Genomic DNA, 15,977 nt, shown 5'->3' on the forward strand with positions numbered 1-15,977 from the left:
CTATGTCAATCCATTTTGAAGGAGTACTTTTGATTTTCCACTCCTCCAATACCTCTGATTTAACTTCACGTAACTTTAAGAATTCATTAACCCCCTGTGAATCAACCAATTATTTTGTACCCTTCCTTTTTGGAATCATTATTGCAAACGGGGAGAAAACCAAAAAATTGAGTTTATATGAATACGTTATTAAAAGGTTTTGGTTGTTTAGCGCTTGTTTTATGTATTTCCTTCACTTCCGTGGCTAAAGAGATACATGGCAACCCCGAATCTCCAAAAAGTGATACCAGCATTGCTGCAACTGAAATGGTTACAACTGCTGTAAGCTCTTCCGCCGAAAATACCGTGGCTGTTGTTATTGTTAAAGAAGAAGTTAAAGCGGCGCCAGAGGTAACCATTTTGGATAAACCCCTGGTAGCAAAGCAAAACACCTATAGCAGCCTGCACCCTATGTCTGTATCTTTTGTAAGGGCTTATGAAAAAAAACACGAAGCAAGGCTGGAAAAGATCACCTCCAAATATGTTCGGCAACTGGCACTGATAGATAAGATAATGATCCGGCACGAGCTTCCTACCGACCTGAAATACCTTGCTCTTATTGAATCTGAATTGTATAATGGCGCCGTATCACGTAAAGGCGCCGTTGGACCCTGGCAGTTCATGGCAACCACGGGCAGGCTTATGGGTTTAACCATCAACCGCCATAAGGACGAAAGGCGGGATCTTGCCAAAAGCACAAATGCTGCTGCAAAATATCTCAAAATTTTATACAATCAATTTGACGACTGGCTGCTGGTCATTGCAGCGTATAATGGTGGAGCGTCGAGAGTAGAAGCTGCTATCAAAAAAAGCCGTAGCCGCGATTTCTGGAAGCTACAGTATTATTTACCTGCTGAATCAAGGGCACATGTAAAGAAATTCGTAGCTGCCCGCTATATTTTAGAAAAGCAGGACGAAGAACGTGTTCCTATAATAAACATGGAAAAGCTCAGGGCACAAAACCTGAACCCTACAATAACCGTATTGCACATCAGCGGGAAATACAATACATCCATAGTGGCAAAGAATTTGGATATGGAAGTCGCCGAATTCAGTATGTATAACCCCGGCTTTGATAAAGAAGTGATAACCAATGGTTACGACCTAAGGCTGCCAAAGGATAAAATGGAGAAATTCAACGCAAAACGCGAAGAAATCTTAAATGAGTGCATTGAAGTGATGCTGGCCAATAATAATACGGCTTTCGGTAATGACCGCAGCAGCTATCCCGAAGCCATCAGCCTCCCCACGAAGGCCATTATATCAACAGGGGCAGACAGAAATATAAGAAGAAAATAAAGGGGATTATCCGATAAAGTGCTGAATATCTGAATTCAGCACTTTTTTTATGGCTGCTGCTTTTAGGATACATTCTTCGTATTCTGCTTCAGCATTACTGTAATAAGTAATGGCAGAACCGGTTTGAAAAGAAAGATACCGGTTTGATGCGTTATACAGTATACTCCTGATCACCACATTAAAATCTATATTTCTTTCGGGCGAAATGTAGCCTACCGAACCCGAAAATAAGCCGCGCCTGGTTCTCTCGTATTGTTCAATCAGTTGCATCACCCTTTTCTTGGGAGCGCCTGTCATGCTTCCCATTGGAAAAGTTGCCTTAAAGAGGTCGGTAAGAGAAGCCTGGTTATGTATTTCACCACTTATAGTAGAGATCATTTGGTATACCTGGGGAAAAGCATATATACCCGTTAACTCATCTACTTTTACACTGCCCTCTATACATACCTTGGCCAGGTCATTCCTCACCAGGTCAACGATCATTATATTCTCTGAACGTTCTTTTGCACTTTGCCGTAATGCATCTTTATTCAATATATCGGCGCCGGCATTGCTGCCGTTTCGGTGCATTGTACCTTTTATGGGCTGCGATATGACTTTGTTCCCGGTCTTGCGCAAATAACGTTCAGGACTGGCACAAAGCAGGTATTTATCTTCCAGCTTATAATAACAGGAAAAAGGATTGGGCGATTCATTGCTTAGCGACCTGTATACCTGCAGCGGATCGATTACCGCATTTTCATGGTAAAATTCCTGGCAAAAATTAATTTCATAGCAATCACCCCGCAATATGTGCTGTTGCAGCTTATGAACTGTGTTTATATAATCAGGGCGGGAAAACCGCGATTTTATTTCAATATGCAAGCCGGCGCCCCGGGGTATGGGAGGGGCATTAAAAACAGCATTGGCTATCGTTTCGTGCCCGGGAGCTTTCATCCCTACCAGCAGCTCGGTATCACGAAGTATTAAAATGAACTCGGGAACAAAAAAGAAAAGGTCATCAAATTTCAGAAGATCTGTATTACCAGACTCCAGCGCTTCAATCCCGTTCTTAAGGTCGTATCCCAGGTGTCCGAAACACCAGTCGTTGTGCTGATCAATAAAGATTTGAAGCAGTTCAAATGCATTGTGCGGGCCGGCCCGAAGAATGCTTTGCGCATTGGCGGCGAGTATGCATTCAAAGCTGTGTTCCGGCAAACGGTATTGGTGATCATCTAAAAAACAACAGATGCTGAACTGGTTTGCCCAACTCAGCATCTGCTCTTTAACCTGTAGAAAATCATGAACCGGAAAGGAACAAAAAGTTCTTTTCACGCTATGCAATTAAAAGTCATCGTCATCGTCATCAAACCCGCGACCACCATCATCAAACAAACCCATGTCCTTAAACTCATCATCAAGGCCTAAATCATCGTCATCATCATCTTTCCCTTTCTTCCCACCTGCTTTCTTTGCTTTAGATTTGGGTATATCAAATTCATCGAAATCAGGATCCCAGTTATCATCCTCATCCACCTTTTCCCAGTCATCTTTTTCATCTTCAAGATCATCATCATCGTCCTCATCTTCATCTTTTACAGATTTAGAGGCAGATGCAGATTTCCTTTTTACTGGTTTTTCATCAAGTTCCAGATCATCATCTTCTTCATCCTGATCTTCTTCCTTCTTTTTTGATTTGGACGAGGCTTTTGAGGGCTTTGCTTTGCCACTATTAGCAGAGGCTCCCCTGCCAGCAGCTTTTTTTTCTCTTTCAGATTTTGCCATAGCTGACTAAATTAACAACGTAAAATTTCTACGAGATTTTGAGATAGCCAAATAATTTCAAAAATAATTTTTATTGTAATACAATACAACAATTAAAGTACCGGAATTATCTGGTCTCTTCCCGGTCCATTGGAAATATATTTTATCTCTGCGCCCAAATAACCGTTAATATGGTTTATATAATCCTTCATAGCCTGGGGAACGGAAGCAAACGAAGTTGTTTCGGTAATGTCTGTATCCCATCCCTTAAATGAAGTATATACCGGATCTATAGCCAGCTTTGCCATTTGGTAAGGCACCTGCTGCTGCAGTTTTCCGTTAATATTATAATTTTCACATACTTTCAGCTCAGTAAACGCGTCTAACACGTCGGCTTTGGTCATTACTAATTGTGTAACGCCGTTTATCATACAGGCAAATTTCAATGCCACCAGGTCAATCCAGCCGCACCGGCGCGGACGCCCTGTTGTGGCGCCAAACTCATTACCGGTTTTACGCAGTTCGTCTCCCACCCCGTCATGCAGCTCGGTAGGGAAAGGCCCGCTGCCCACTCTCGTACAATAGGCTTTGGTTACGCCAATCACTTCTTTAATTTTTTGCGGAGCCACTCCCAGCCCTGTACATACGCCTGCCGATATGGTATTGGAAGAGGTTACAAAAGGGAAGGTTCCAAAATCCACATCCAGCATGCTCCCCTGCGCGCCTTCCGCCAGTACTTTTTTGCCCTCACTTATCTTTTCATTAATAAAATATTCGCCGTTTATGATCTTAAACCGGCGCATGAACTCAACACCTTCAAAAAACTCGTCTTCCCACGCGGAAATATCTTCATGAAACTGCATGCTGTCTAAAAGCTTCTGGTGCTTAAGCCGAAGCCTGATATATTGCGATGTAAAGTTTTTATCAAGGATATCCCCTACCCGTAAGGCGTTCCTGCCTGTTTTATCCATATAGGCAGGTCCTATACCTTTTAGTGTGGAGCCAATTTTATCATTTCCCTTCAATACTTCAGAAGCTTTGTCGAGCGCCCTGTGCGTGGGTAAAATAAGATTGGTTCTTTCTGAAATATACAGATTCTTAGCATAATCAACCCCAAAAGTAGCCACTGTTTCGCACTCTCTTTTAAGGGTAACCGGGTCTAATACCACCCCGTTTCCGATCAGATTAATGATATCGCTGTGAAATATCCCGGAAGGGATCTGGTGCAATACTACTTTCTTATCTTTTACATACAGGGTATGTCCTGCATTAGGCCCACCCTGAAAACGGGCGATCACATGATATGCAGGCGCGAAATAGTCTACAATCTTACCTTTTCCTTCATCGCCCCACTGGAGGCCTAATAATACATCAACCATTGAAATGCAAATTTGGGAGAGCGCAAAAATAGAAGAATGAAGGGAATAAGGGAAATAAAATGTGAGGATGTGCCAATTTGAAAATTTAAAAATAAAACGCTAACCGCCTAACACCAGACACCTGCTACTCTTCCCAATAGCTTTCAACAATTTATCCGTCATCAAAAATTGCCCCTATCTTTGAATGAAATATTGCGGTTTAATGACACCTACAGAAATTTCTTACCTCACTTTTGGCATTGTTCTTTTGATAGCACTGATTTTTGATTTTGGCTTGTTCAGCAAAAAAAACTCACACGTAACCATGAGGAGCGCTTTTTACCAAAGCGTTTTCTGGGTGTTGATCTCTATTGCTTTTTGTGTGTTTCTCTTTTTTGAAGACGGTTCAAAAGTGGCCACCAAGTTTTTGACGGCGTACCTGATGGAAAAATCGCTCAGCATTGATAATATTTTTGTATTCATACTCATTTTCAGCTCTTTTAAGATAGCCGACTCCGATACAGCGAGGGCCTTGCTGATCGGCATACTGCTGGCAATCGTTTTCAGGATCATTTTTATAGCTATCGGTATCGGGCTCATAGAACGGTTTCACTGGATACTCTATATTTTCGGCATTTTCCTGGTGTATACCGGCTACAAGCTTTTCTTTAAAAAAGATGAGGAAGAGTTCAACCCGAGAGAGTCGAAGCTATACCGGTTCTTAAGAAAGTATTTCCGGCTTACTACTATGGAACCGCGGGGAAAATATATAATTAAACGCAACGGGAAAGTATATTTCACCATCCTTTCTGTTGTTGTATTTATGCTGGCCGCTATTGATATTGTTTTTGCCCTTGATTCTATTCCTACCGTTGTTTCCATTGTACGGGAACGGGCCGACGTTCCTTTTTCGCCGGATGACGTGCTGGTCATCTATTCCTCCAATATCTTCGCTATCCTGGGCTTACGGGCGCTGTTTTTTTTGCTCAAAGGCGCGGTAAACAAATTCGATTTCCTGCAGCAGGGTATTGCCGTGGTATTGATATTCATTGGCATTAAGATGCTGATTGAATTTTTTGATATTCATATTTCCATATACATTTCGCTGGCAGTAATCGTAGTATGTCTTACGGCTTCCATTTTGTATTCTGTTTATCATAACCGGAAAATGCCAAAGCAAATAAAAGAACCATAAAACCATTATCGTATAATGGGCAGTTATCCCATCGGAAAAATTTCGGCAATCGTGCAGGGAAAGCTGGAGGCCGGCAACCCGGACGCTTTAATTGACAACCTGCTTACCGACAGCCGTAAAGTAGTGCATGCAGCCACCTCCCTGTTTTTTGCCTTACCCGGGCCACGGCGCAACGGGCATCGTTTTATACCGGAATTATATGCACGGGGCGTTAAAAATTTTGTTGTTGAAGTCTCATTTGAAGCAAAGGACTATCCCGGCGCTAATTTCATACGCGTAATTAACGTACTGACCGCATTTCAGGCCCTTGCCATATTTCATCGCTCACAGTTCAGCATACCGGTGGTGGGCATTACCGGCAGCAACGGGAAAACAATTGTAAAAGAATGGCTGAACCTGCTGCTCGAAAAAGATCACCAGATTGTTCGCAGCCCTAAAAGCTATAATTCGCAGATCGGCGTACCATTGAGCGTATGGCAAATGAACAGCATGCATACGCTTGGCTTGTTTGAAGCCGGCATTTCGCAACCCCGAGAAATGGAGGCCCTGCAAAAGATCATCCGGCCCACTCTTGGCGTGCTTACCCATATGGGAGATGCGCATGATGAAAACTTTAAGGATCAGCAGCAAAAAATAAAGGAAAAGCTGTTATTGTTCAGGGATGCAGACCAGATGATCGCCAACGGTGATGATCCCCTGACAGTTGAAGCCATTGAAGCATCAGCCATTCCCTGCATTTTTTGGGGGAAGGAAGCGCATTGTGCTATCCGGATAACCGATACTAAAAAAGCCGGTGCTCATACAACCATCCGCCTTGAAGTAAACCGGGAAGCAATAAATGCCATTCACCATTCACCATTCACCATTCACCCCTCACCCCTCACCCCTCACTCCTCACTTACCGTCCACATCCCTTTTACAGACGATGCTTACACAGAAAATGCCATTACCTGCTGCAGTGTATTGCTGGCCATGAGGTATAACAATGAGATCATAACTGAGCGCATGGCCCTGCTGAAACCTGTGGAAATGCGCCTCGAAATGAAAAGGGGCATTAATAACTGTTCCATTATTAACGATAGTTATATAGCAGACATCAGCTCATTGCGTATCGCTCTTGATTTTTTGGAGCAGCAACGGCAACACCGCAAACGCACAGTTATACTTTCGGACTTTGCCGAAACAAGAGATCCCGAAAATCTGTACAGTGAGATCGCTTTTGCTTTACAGCAGAAGAAGATCAACCGTTTTATCGGCATAGGCAGCCATCTTTCCCAGCATAAAAACAAATTTGAACAGGCGGTAGCTGAAACGGCTTTTTATGATTCAACAGAAAACTTTATTACCCGCTTTCACGGCACACAGTTCAACGACGAAGCCATACTCATAAAAGGCGCCAGGATATTTGCACTGGAACAGATCAGCACACTATTGGAACAAAAAGCGCATCAAACCGTTCTCGAGGTGAACCTTACTGCTATTGTGAACAACCTCAAACAGTACCAGCAATTGTTGCCACCTTCTACCAAAGTGATGGCTATGGTGAAAGCCTTTTCGTATGGCAGCGGCAGCTACGAAATAGCAAATATTCTGCAGTTCCATAAAATAGATTACCTGGCCGTTGCTTATGCCGATGAAGGGGCGGAACTGCGAAGATCAGGTATAAGTCTTCCCATTATGGTAATGAACCCGGAAGAAAGCAGCTACCATGCTATTACAGAAAACAACCTGGAGCCGGAAGTTTTTTCTTTTCCTGTTTTAGCATCTTTCCGGAAGTTTTTGCAGGATCAGGGCTTGCAAAACTACCCCGTACATATAAAAGTAGATACCGGCATGCACCGCCTCGGTTTCGAACCCGGCGAAACAGCCACTTTAGCCAAAGAACTTGCCGGTCATAACCTTTTCACCGTTCAATCTGTATTCAGTCACCTTGCGGGCAGCGAAGACGCTGCTTTAGATGATTTTACGGAGTGGCAGGCCGAACAATATCTGCAAGCCTGCTCCATACTGCAAAAAGCATTGCCTTATTCCTTTATCCGCCATATCGCCAATTCGGCGGCCATTATCCGCCATCCGCAGCTGCACCTTGATATGGTGAGGTTGGGCATCGGGCTGTATGGTGCCGACAGTACGGCTATGCATATCCTTGAGCTTAAGGAAGCGGTTACATTAAAAACAACCATTGCCCAGATCAAAAAGATAAAAGCCGGCGAAACGGTCGGGTATACCCGGAAAGGCGTACTGCAAAGAGACAGCACTATTGCCACCATACGCATCGGATATGCCGACGGTTACCGCCGCAATTTAAGCAATGGCGCCGGCAAGGTGCTGGTAAACGGAAAACCGGCTGCCGTTGTTGGCAATATTGCGATGGACATGACCATGATTGATATAACAGATATACCGGGCGTACGTGAAGGGGATGATGTTGTTGTTTTTGGGAAAGGACTTTCTATTACTCAGTTAGCGCAATGGGCACAAACCATTCCTTATGAAATAATGACCGGCATTTCTCAAAGGGTACAGCGGGTGTATTATGAGGAGTAGCTTCATTCAAGGTTTCAGACTAAAGATGTGCCACTAAGGCTCTAAGACACAAAGTCGTGATCTCCAGATTTATTTTTTCTTCGTGCTTTCATGTGGCAAAATATTACTTTTTAGTCAGCCCCACTAAGCATAAACCCAGGCCTCAGGTTCTTCCCATCTCAGCGAAAGCATATGCCTCATGTGTTTCTTTGCCGTTGCCGGTGTTCATGAGAAAGATAATGTGTTCAGGGTATCGCCAACAATAATGAAGGTTACATATACGCATACCCATATATTTTCAATAACACGGTCTGATTAAAAATAAGCTTTGACGGCAAAGTCGAACTGTTCAATGAAAATACGTTTGAAATTTGAAATGTTATTTTGCTCATAGAACAACAGCATTGCCTTTTTGTAGTCAATAGAATCAACAGTGCGAAAAGATAAAGGACAATATCCGGCATTCATCAATATAGCATTGCTCACTATTCTTGCAGTACGTTTGTTTCCATCCATAAACGGCTGTATATATGAAATGAGTACCAGTGCCAGCAACGCTTTTTCAAATACACTTTTCTTATTATTGATCACGTTGCAGGCATTTTGCAATGCCTCCGCTATTTGAAATTCATTTTCCAGGGGACGGTAATTGGTCCCTGAAATACCTACACGTCTTTTTCTAATGTTTCGATCAACGCCCAGCTCTTTTACAAGCATACTGTGGATATCTTCAATTTTTGAAACCGTCAGGGGATAAAGGTAGTCTGTATTATCAATAATAAAATCCAGGGTATACTTGTGGTTCAACAACATAATAGCCTCTTCTTTTGTTTTTCCCGGTGCAGTTTCTTTTTCTTTCAAAAGCTTTTCTGTTTCGAGCAGGGAATAGGTATTTCCCTCAATCTGAGAAGATTTCCAACTCAGGTCTATTGATAACCGTTCCAGTTCCTTTTTGTATTCATTTGATGAAAGCAGAGAAATATTCTTTTCAAAAAGTTGCTGAAGTTGTGCGAGTTGCTGTAATTCGATTTCGGTAAAAACACTATATGATGCCAGTACGTCAGTTATAACAGAAAAATTAAATCCTACTTTAATTTTCCGGTCATCAATTTCTTTTTCGTAATATTTATCAATGTTTATAGGCTGAATGATTTCATAAGTAGGGGAAACAACATATTTTGTGCCCTTTCCCTTTCCTTTTGCTGAAAGAAAATGCCGGTCAATAAGTTTTGCCAATATTCTTTTAAGTGTAGCATAGCTTACAGGAAGGTGTGCCCCGTCAAAAACTTCTTTTGATGAACATTCCCCCTTTTCTTTTATAAAATCAATTACCCGCTGTTCTTTATCGTCCATTTCAACAAATTGAGCTCACAAAGATACGGAATAGAGCTCAATTATAGTAGATTTTGAGCTTTTTTTATACTTTGAGTGAGCCCGAAATATTTACTTCTCAGCTTTTTGATTTACTGGTAAGCTTTCATAAGCTCTCTTTCGCCAGGCAGAAGACATTTAAGCAGCGTAATAATCGGCTCTATCTCGTCCAGGTAGTTGGATGCTTTATCTTTCGCTGCCGAAGCATAATGAATACCAGCAGTGATACTTTGCATCAATTGAGCATGTAAAGCTGCAGGGTCAGTGCATGGCAATGTAATTACAAGTGCAGCATCCTGGTATTCGATTTTACTTTTCATTGTCCTAAATTAGGAATAAACTCAAGAGCCGTCAATTCGACTCATTCCACTGCGGTCTGACGTTCCTTTGTCGCGTACCGACCGCTATCCGGGAAGCTGAAACCTGCAAGGTATTGCTCAGCTCCGTTGCAGCCCGGAAGACCTTACAGGTTACTGCTTCTGCATGGCATTTCCGCCGCTGCTGGCGCCTCTTGCAGGACCTTGTGCGGCTTTAAACAATTGAAATTTGCTGGGCAATTCTTTCACCGGCCACATGTTATTGCCTTCCTCAATATCGGCGGTTTCGCGGTAGGGATCAACTTTTATTGCAGCCACTTCTTTGTCTTTGATAAATACCTTGGTGAATTTTTCTTCATTCAACCGCCATACGGTTACCGGAACACGATCAATTTCCTTAGTGCCGTCTTTATACGTCCATTCAATGATAACGGGCATCACCATACCTCCTTTATTGGAAAAGCTCAGCTCATAAAACTGCTTACCGGCCCATTTTTTACTGTTCGCTTCGTCTTTAACGAGCAACGCGTCCCGCTGATCCTGCTTCATTTTTTCATCGGCGCCGCGGTTGTAATAATAAAAATCGCGGAGCGTGGTGTCGGTATCGGTATAAAACCGGATGCTTTCATCTTCTTTATTTCTTTGCTGACCGATATGTGTAAAAGACTCTTTTGATAATGCCTGCGCATTCTGAGGATCATCCGATTTGTACCATTTTACACTGTCAACTGCAATATCCACGGGCTCCGTACCAAACCACCATCCCCTCCAGAACCAATCCAGATCCACCCCGCTGGCATCCTCCATCGTTCTGAACAGATCGGCAGGTGTTGGGTGCTTAAACGCCCAGCGGCGGGCATACTGCTTAAATGCATAATCAAACAATTCCCTCCCCATGATGGTTTCGCGCAGGATATTTAGGCCGGTAGCCGCTTTGGCATAAGCATTCCATCCCACGCTCAGCACATTGTCGCCCATGGTCATAATGGGTTCAAGACTGTTCTCAGGCTGCTTCATATAGTCGGTGATAAGATAAGCGGGACCGCGGCGTGAAGGATAATTGTTATCAAACTCCTGCTCGGTAAGGAACTGGCAAAACGTATTCAATCCTTCATCCATCCACCACCATTGCCTTTCATCGCTGTTCACGATCATGGGAAAGAAATTATGTCCCACTTCGTGAATGATCACACTGATCATTCCGTATTTAATGGCTTCACTGTACGTGCCATCGGCTTCGGTGCGCCCGTAGTTAAAGCAGATCATCGGGTATTCCATGCCGCTGGAAGCTTCTACAGAAATGGCTACCGGGTAGGGATAAGGTATGGTATGCTTGGAATATGTTTTAAGGGTATGTGCAACTACTTTCGTAGAATATTTACGATATAAATTGTACGCTTCCTTGGGATAATAGCTCATTGCCATTACCCTTTTTCCATCAACATTTACCGGCATGGCATCCCAAATAAATTTACGTGATGCCGTCCATGCAAAATCTCTCACATTCTCTGCCTCGTATATCCATGTTTTCTTTTCTGTGCTTTTATCTTTCTCGTTATTTACCGCTTCATCTCTGGTAGCAATTTCCAAAGGATCATGAACATTTTGAGCCTGCTGCCATTTTTTGAATTGTGCAGCGGTCAATACCTGGTTATAGTTGCGGCATTGCCCGGTGGCTGCCACCATATGGTCGGCAGGTACCGTCATTTTCACTTTAAAATTGCCAAAAGTCAATGCAAACTCGGCCCCACCGGCAAACTGCAGGTTCTGCCATCCCTGGAAATCGGAATATACGGCCATTCGCGGATACCACTGGCTCATGGTAAATACATAATTGCCATCGGCCGGGAAAAACTCGTACCCTCCACGTCCCATCTGGTAAGTACGGTCGGGAATTTTATAATGCCAGTCTACCTTAAAAATAAATTTCTGCCCGGGCTGTAAAGCAGCAGCCAGGTCAATGCGCATCATGGTTTGATTAACAGTATAAGGCAATGCTTTGCCAGAAGACTCAACACGCGTGATCTTTATTCCATAGCCATCCATTTTGCGCCAGGGCTCCAGGTCTGTTAACTCCCTGTCGTTCATTTGCGACTTCATGGCAGAACGGTTGTTGCGATTATTATCACTGTTGGCATCGTGGATGTTTTCATCTAATTGCAACCATAAATAGCTTAAAGGATCCGGTGAATTATTGTAATAGGTTATGGTTTCCGTGCCCTTAAGGCTTAGATTGCTTTCATCCAGTTCGCAACTGATGTCATAATCAGCGCGTTGCTGCCAGTATTCAGGGCCGGGGGCACCACTTGCTGTTCGGTACTCATTGGGCGTGGGCAGTAAGTAGCTCAATTGTTCAAAGCGGTTACCATGATCGGAACCGGGATTATTGAGATGTTGCGCCCGGGCAGTACAGCATATTACCAGCAGCACGGAACCAAACAAGATTTTATTCATCACTATGTTGTTTTCCTGATTAGAAATAAGACCGTGGTTACAATACAAGCGCTCTTTCAACAGCCATCAATACAGCAATAGCGAAAATACCGCCTGAAATAAACAGCAGCCATTCCCTTCGCGGCGCTTTTAAAATATTCACAAATATAAATGCTACAAGCATAACAACCAGCACAATGAGCAACTGGCCGATCTCAAGTCCTATATTAAAAGCCAGCAATTGTGCAAAAATGCTTTCATCTTTTCCCATCATGCTGCGCAGGTAATTAGAAAAGCCCATACCATGTATCAATCCAAAGACCAGCGCAGAAGCATAACGTATATTGATCTTTTTGAAATCGAACCGCTTTACCGTTATATTTTCCACAGCGGTAATTACAATGGTAACCGGAATTAAAAACTCTATCCACGAACTGGATACCAGTATTTTGTTGTATATGCTCAATGCCAGTGTAGCAGAGTGCCCGATGGTAAACGCAGTGACCAGCACCAGTACCTTACGCCAGTCTTTTATGAGGTAGGGCAAACAGAGTGCCGCAACAAATAAAATATGATCATAGCCCCTGATATCCGTGATATGGTAAATGCCTTCCCTGAAATAAAATAAAAAGTCATTCATACCGGCAAATCTCTGCGATAACACAGAAATAGTAAAATAAATCAGACTTTTGTATCTACAAAAAATGCGATGCCTGATGGCTATATCTTTATACAAGTGGTTATTGCTCCTTCCTTTTTTTACAACAGGAAATTTATTTTCCGGCACTCCAAGCCATGAATATCATCCTTATTATGTGAGTGTAACGGAAATTGAGTACAGCCATCCTGACCAGGAGATACAGGTAGCCTGTAAAATATTTACAGATAATTTTGAACAGGCCTTAAAAGCCATGTATCATACAAAAACTGACCTGTACCACCCTCAGGACAAAGCCTTGCTGGACAAGCAAATCGCGGGGTATATTCAAAAACACCTTTATTTAAAGGCAGACAATAAAACGGTGAAACTGAATTATGTGGGCTATGAAATTGAAGGAGAAGCGGCATGGTGTTTTTTTTCGGCAGGCAATATCCCGGCGGTAAAAAACATCGGGGTTTTCAACGACATTTTATACGAATACAAAAAGGAACAGGTAAACATGATGCACACCAGGGTGAACGGCAACCGGAAAAGCGCAAGGCTCTCGTACCCGGATACCAGCACTGAATTTTCATTTTAGCCGGAATGAAATAATTTATTACCAGTAAACGGCTATCCTAACAGGATGGAGTGTTTGTATCCTCGTAGCTGAAAGCTGATGGCCAATTGCCGGCAGCCGGTACCTGCAATCAATGAAAATATCTTTCAGCCTGTTCAATGGCTTCAGGCTTACCCACATCAATCAATACATCGCCGGAGTGATCATAGCCCATGATGGAATGGTGTTGGGATAAACGGAGATACAGATCCACCAAAGAAAATTTTCCTTCTTCTGTGATCAATTCAAAAATGGCCGGATCAATGATATGGATACCGCTGAATGCTTTGGATATGTTACCTGCTGCCGGGATCGAGATCCTTTCCTGTCCCGAAACATTGTTCCGCCACCCGCACAACTGATCGTGGTTATTGAACAAAAAAGAACGGGAAGCTTTCCTGTTGGTTACAGCCAGCGTAACCAATGGTTTATGCCGGCGGTGGAATTGCAGCATGGTATTGATATCAAGGTTGGTTAAAATATCGGCATTGATCACAAAAAAAGGATTATGCTGCCGTAAAAACCATGCGGCCTTTTTTAATCCGCCACCCGTCTCTAATGGCTCCTCTTTTTCATGCGAAACGGTGATGTTACAGTTGAAATAATGATGCCTTTTTAGAAAATCAATGACCTGCCCGGCAAAATGATGTACGTTAATAACAAGGTTTACAATGCCAAATCGCTGCAGGTATTCAATATTGCGCTGCAGCAAAGGCTTGCCGTTCACTAAGGCCAATGCCTTGGGACGATGATCTGTCCATGGCTTCAACCTTGTACCCAACCCCGCGGCAAAGATCATAGCAGCGGTTAAGCCATTTTCGGTTTGTATAAAATCTTCACGGGTATTGCTCATCATATTGTGAGTTGTGAATAGTGAGTTGTGAGTAGTGAGTTGTGAGTAGTGAGTAGTCGTACTACTTACTTCCTTGCATCATCCATTCACCCAATTCTTTGCTTCCTGCACCAAATGATGCACGGTTATTTTTACGCCAAATTTCTCCTGCAGGTGTTTGGCCAGACTGTCGGCCGCAAATACGCTGCGGTGCTGCCCCCCGGTGCAGCCGAAATGCACCACCAGGCTCTTAAAGTTGCGCCGGATATAATCATTTACGGAAATATCCACTATGCCATACACGTATTGCAAAAATGAAGGCATTTCGCTTTTGTGCAGCAAAAATTCCTGTACTTCCTTATCGCGGCCCGTAAGCTTTTTATATTCTTCGAACCGGCCGGGATTAAAAATACCGCGGCAATCAAAAACAAATCCACCCCCGTTTTCAGCATTTGCTTCGGGTATCCCATTGCGGTAGGAAAAGCTGTTGATATATACCACCAGTGAACTGTCGGGAGTTGCTTTTACCGTTTCATAGCGCTCAATGACCGAATCATCCACAATATGCCACAATACTTTTTGCAATTCGGGCAAACGGATGGGTATTTTTTTGTTCTCCAAAAACCAGCGCAATTGCTTCAATGCAAAAGGGATACTGGTAATAAAATGCTGCTTTCTTTCAAAAAGCCCCCGGAAACCATAGGCGCCCAGTGTTTGCAGCATCCTTATCAGTACAAAACCGTCATAGCTGTCTAAAAAATCTTTTTTATTCAGCCTGTTATTCAATAGCTCATTTACTTTTTCAAAATAGTAACTCACCAGTTCCTCTTTCCACTCGTGGGGCAGTGCAGCCCTTGCCTGCCATAACATGGAAGCAGCGTCGTATTGCAACGCTCCCTGCATGCCGCCCTGGAAGTCTATAAAATACACCCGTTCATCTTTGATCATCACATTGCGGCTCTGGCAGTCGCGGTGCATGAAATATTTAGCCTCTTCCTGCATGAGATAGCTGCTCAGCAGTTCGAAATCATTCAGCAATAAATTTTTATCGTAGGGCAGATCGAGCGCCCGTACAAAATAATAGAGGAAATATAGAAGATCGGAATAAATGGCCTGCTTATCAAAAGACCTGGTAGCGATGCAATTGTTATAGTCGAGCCCTTCCCCGCCCTGCACCTGCAGCCGGGCCAGTTGCGCAAAGGCTTTACGGTATAGTTCTTTCACCCTTGTACTATAGCCTTCCTGCTTAATTACGTCAAACAGGGAAATGTCGCCAAAATCCGTTTGGATATACATGGTTTTTTCATCGTCGGCAAAAAGTATTTCGGGCACGGCAAGCTGCTTGCTGTAAAAATGCCTGGCAAACGCTATAAAAGCATTGTTCTCGGGAATATTATTGGGATTGCTGGTAATAATAAAAGACCCGGAAGCTGCTGCAGCACGGAAGTACTGGCGGTTGCTGCCTGCCTGCCTGAGCGTAAACAATTCACGCGCCGGTTGCTTTGCCCACTGCTCAAAAAAATCTTTTACTTCGTTTACTGTATCTGCCATGAAAGCATTTTAGCGGCCAAAGATAATACATCAGCGCTACGACCAATGCCTGTA

Annotated in this window: 13 protein-coding genes; 4 read left to right on the forward strand and 9 right to left on the reverse strand. The window is 43.3% G+C overall.

The window, feature by feature from the left end:
• The first annotated feature begins 177 nt into the window (after positions 1-177).
• Complete coding sequence (locus PLH26_RS01595) at positions 178-1,338, forward strand: lytic transglycosylase domain-containing protein (RefSeq protein ID WP_324584222.1); 1,161 nt, start codon at positions 178-180, stop codon at positions 1,336-1,338.
• A gap of 6 nt (positions 1,339-1,344) precedes the next feature.
• Here PLH26_RS01595 and PLH26_RS01600 read toward each other — a convergent pair whose 3' ends face one another.
• From PLH26_RS01600 to PLH26_RS01610, 3 genes are all read right to left on the reverse strand, one after another.
• The gene (locus tag PLH26_RS01600) at positions 1,345-2,652 is read right to left on the reverse strand and encodes an anthranilate synthase component I family protein (RefSeq protein WP_324584223.1); all 1,308 of its coding nucleotides are present in this window, start codon (positions 2,650-2,652) and stop codon (positions 1,345-1,347) included.
• A gap of 9 nt (positions 2,653-2,661) precedes the next feature.
• Positions 2,662-3,102 (reverse strand): hypothetical protein, encoded by a 441-nt coding sequence (locus PLH26_RS01605; protein WP_324584224.1) that lies wholly within the window; start codon positions 3,100-3,102, stop codon positions 2,662-2,664.
• Positions 3,103-3,194: 92 nt separating this feature from the next.
• Positions 3,195-4,460: an adenylosuccinate synthase gene (locus PLH26_RS01610; RefSeq protein ID WP_324584225.1), complete on the reverse strand. Its 1,266-nt coding sequence runs from the start codon at positions 4,458-4,460 to the stop codon at positions 3,195-3,197.
• Positions 4,461-4,662: 202 nt separating this feature from the next.
• On the opposite strand from PLH26_RS01610, the gene PLH26_RS01615 reads away from it, so the two are divergent.
• Together PLH26_RS01615 and PLH26_RS01620 are read left to right on the forward strand one after the other, a co-directional pair.
• On the forward strand, positions 4,663-5,634 hold the full coding sequence (locus PLH26_RS01615) for a TerC/Alx family metal homeostasis membrane protein (protein ID WP_324584226.1): 972 nt from the start codon (positions 4,663-4,665) through the stop codon (positions 5,632-5,634).
• Positions 5,635-5,649: 15 nt separating this feature from the next.
• Complete coding sequence (locus tag PLH26_RS01620; RefSeq protein ID WP_324584227.1) at positions 5,650-8,181, forward strand: bifunctional UDP-N-acetylmuramoyl-tripeptide:D-alanyl-D-alanine ligase/alanine racemase; 2,532 nt, start codon at positions 5,650-5,652, stop codon at positions 8,179-8,181.
• A 294-nt stretch (positions 8,182-8,475) separates the two neighbouring features.
• Here PLH26_RS01620 and PLH26_RS01625 read toward each other — a convergent pair whose 3' ends face one another.
• The 4 genes from PLH26_RS01625 to PLH26_RS01640 form a co-directional block, all read right to left on the reverse strand.
• Positions 8,476-9,513: a Fic family protein gene (locus tag PLH26_RS01625; RefSeq protein ID WP_324584228.1), complete on the reverse strand. Its 1,038-nt coding sequence runs from the start codon at positions 9,511-9,513 to the stop codon at positions 8,476-8,478.
• Between the two features lie 110 nt (positions 9,514-9,623).
• Positions 9,624-9,851, reverse strand: coding sequence for a hypothetical protein (locus tag PLH26_RS01630; protein WP_324584229.1), 228 nt, complete (start codon positions 9,849-9,851; stop codon positions 9,624-9,626).
• A 150-nt stretch (positions 9,852-10,001) separates the two neighbouring features.
• The gene (locus PLH26_RS01635) at positions 10,002-12,302 is read right to left on the reverse strand and encodes a M1 family metallopeptidase (RefSeq protein WP_324584230.1); all 2,301 of its coding nucleotides are present in this window, start codon (positions 12,300-12,302) and stop codon (positions 10,002-10,004) included.
• Positions 12,303-12,339: 37 nt separating this feature from the next.
• Positions 12,340-12,921, reverse strand: coding sequence for a HupE/UreJ family protein (locus PLH26_RS01640; RefSeq protein ID WP_324584231.1), 582 nt, complete (start codon positions 12,919-12,921; stop codon positions 12,340-12,342).
• Positions 12,922-12,997: 76 nt separating this feature from the next.
• On the opposite strand from PLH26_RS01640, the gene PLH26_RS01645 reads away from it, so the two are divergent.
• Positions 12,998-13,522, forward strand: a complete 525-nt coding sequence (locus PLH26_RS01645; protein ID WP_324584232.1) for a DUF6702 family protein — start codon at positions 12,998-13,000, stop codon at positions 13,520-13,522.
• A gap of 109 nt (positions 13,523-13,631) precedes the next feature.
• Here PLH26_RS01645 and PLH26_RS01650 read toward each other — a convergent pair whose 3' ends face one another.
• The gene (locus PLH26_RS01650; RefSeq protein ID WP_324584233.1) at positions 13,632-14,396 is read right to left on the reverse strand and encodes a nucleotidyltransferase family protein; all 765 of its coding nucleotides are present in this window, start codon (positions 14,394-14,396) and stop codon (positions 13,632-13,634) included.
• Positions 14,397-14,471: 75 nt separating this feature from the next.
• Positions 14,472-15,923 carry a RapZ C-terminal domain-containing protein gene (locus tag PLH26_RS01655; protein ID WP_324584234.1) on the reverse strand — a complete coding sequence of 484 codons (1,452 nt, stop codon included), beginning with the start codon at positions 15,921-15,923 and terminating at the stop codon, positions 14,472-14,474.
• Positions 15,924-15,977: the final 54 nt, after the last annotated feature.

It is taken from the genome of Agriterribacter sp. (assembly GCF_035444585.1).
Classification (GTDB): Bacteria; Bacteroidota; Bacteroidia; order Chitinophagales; family Chitinophagaceae; genus Agriterribacter.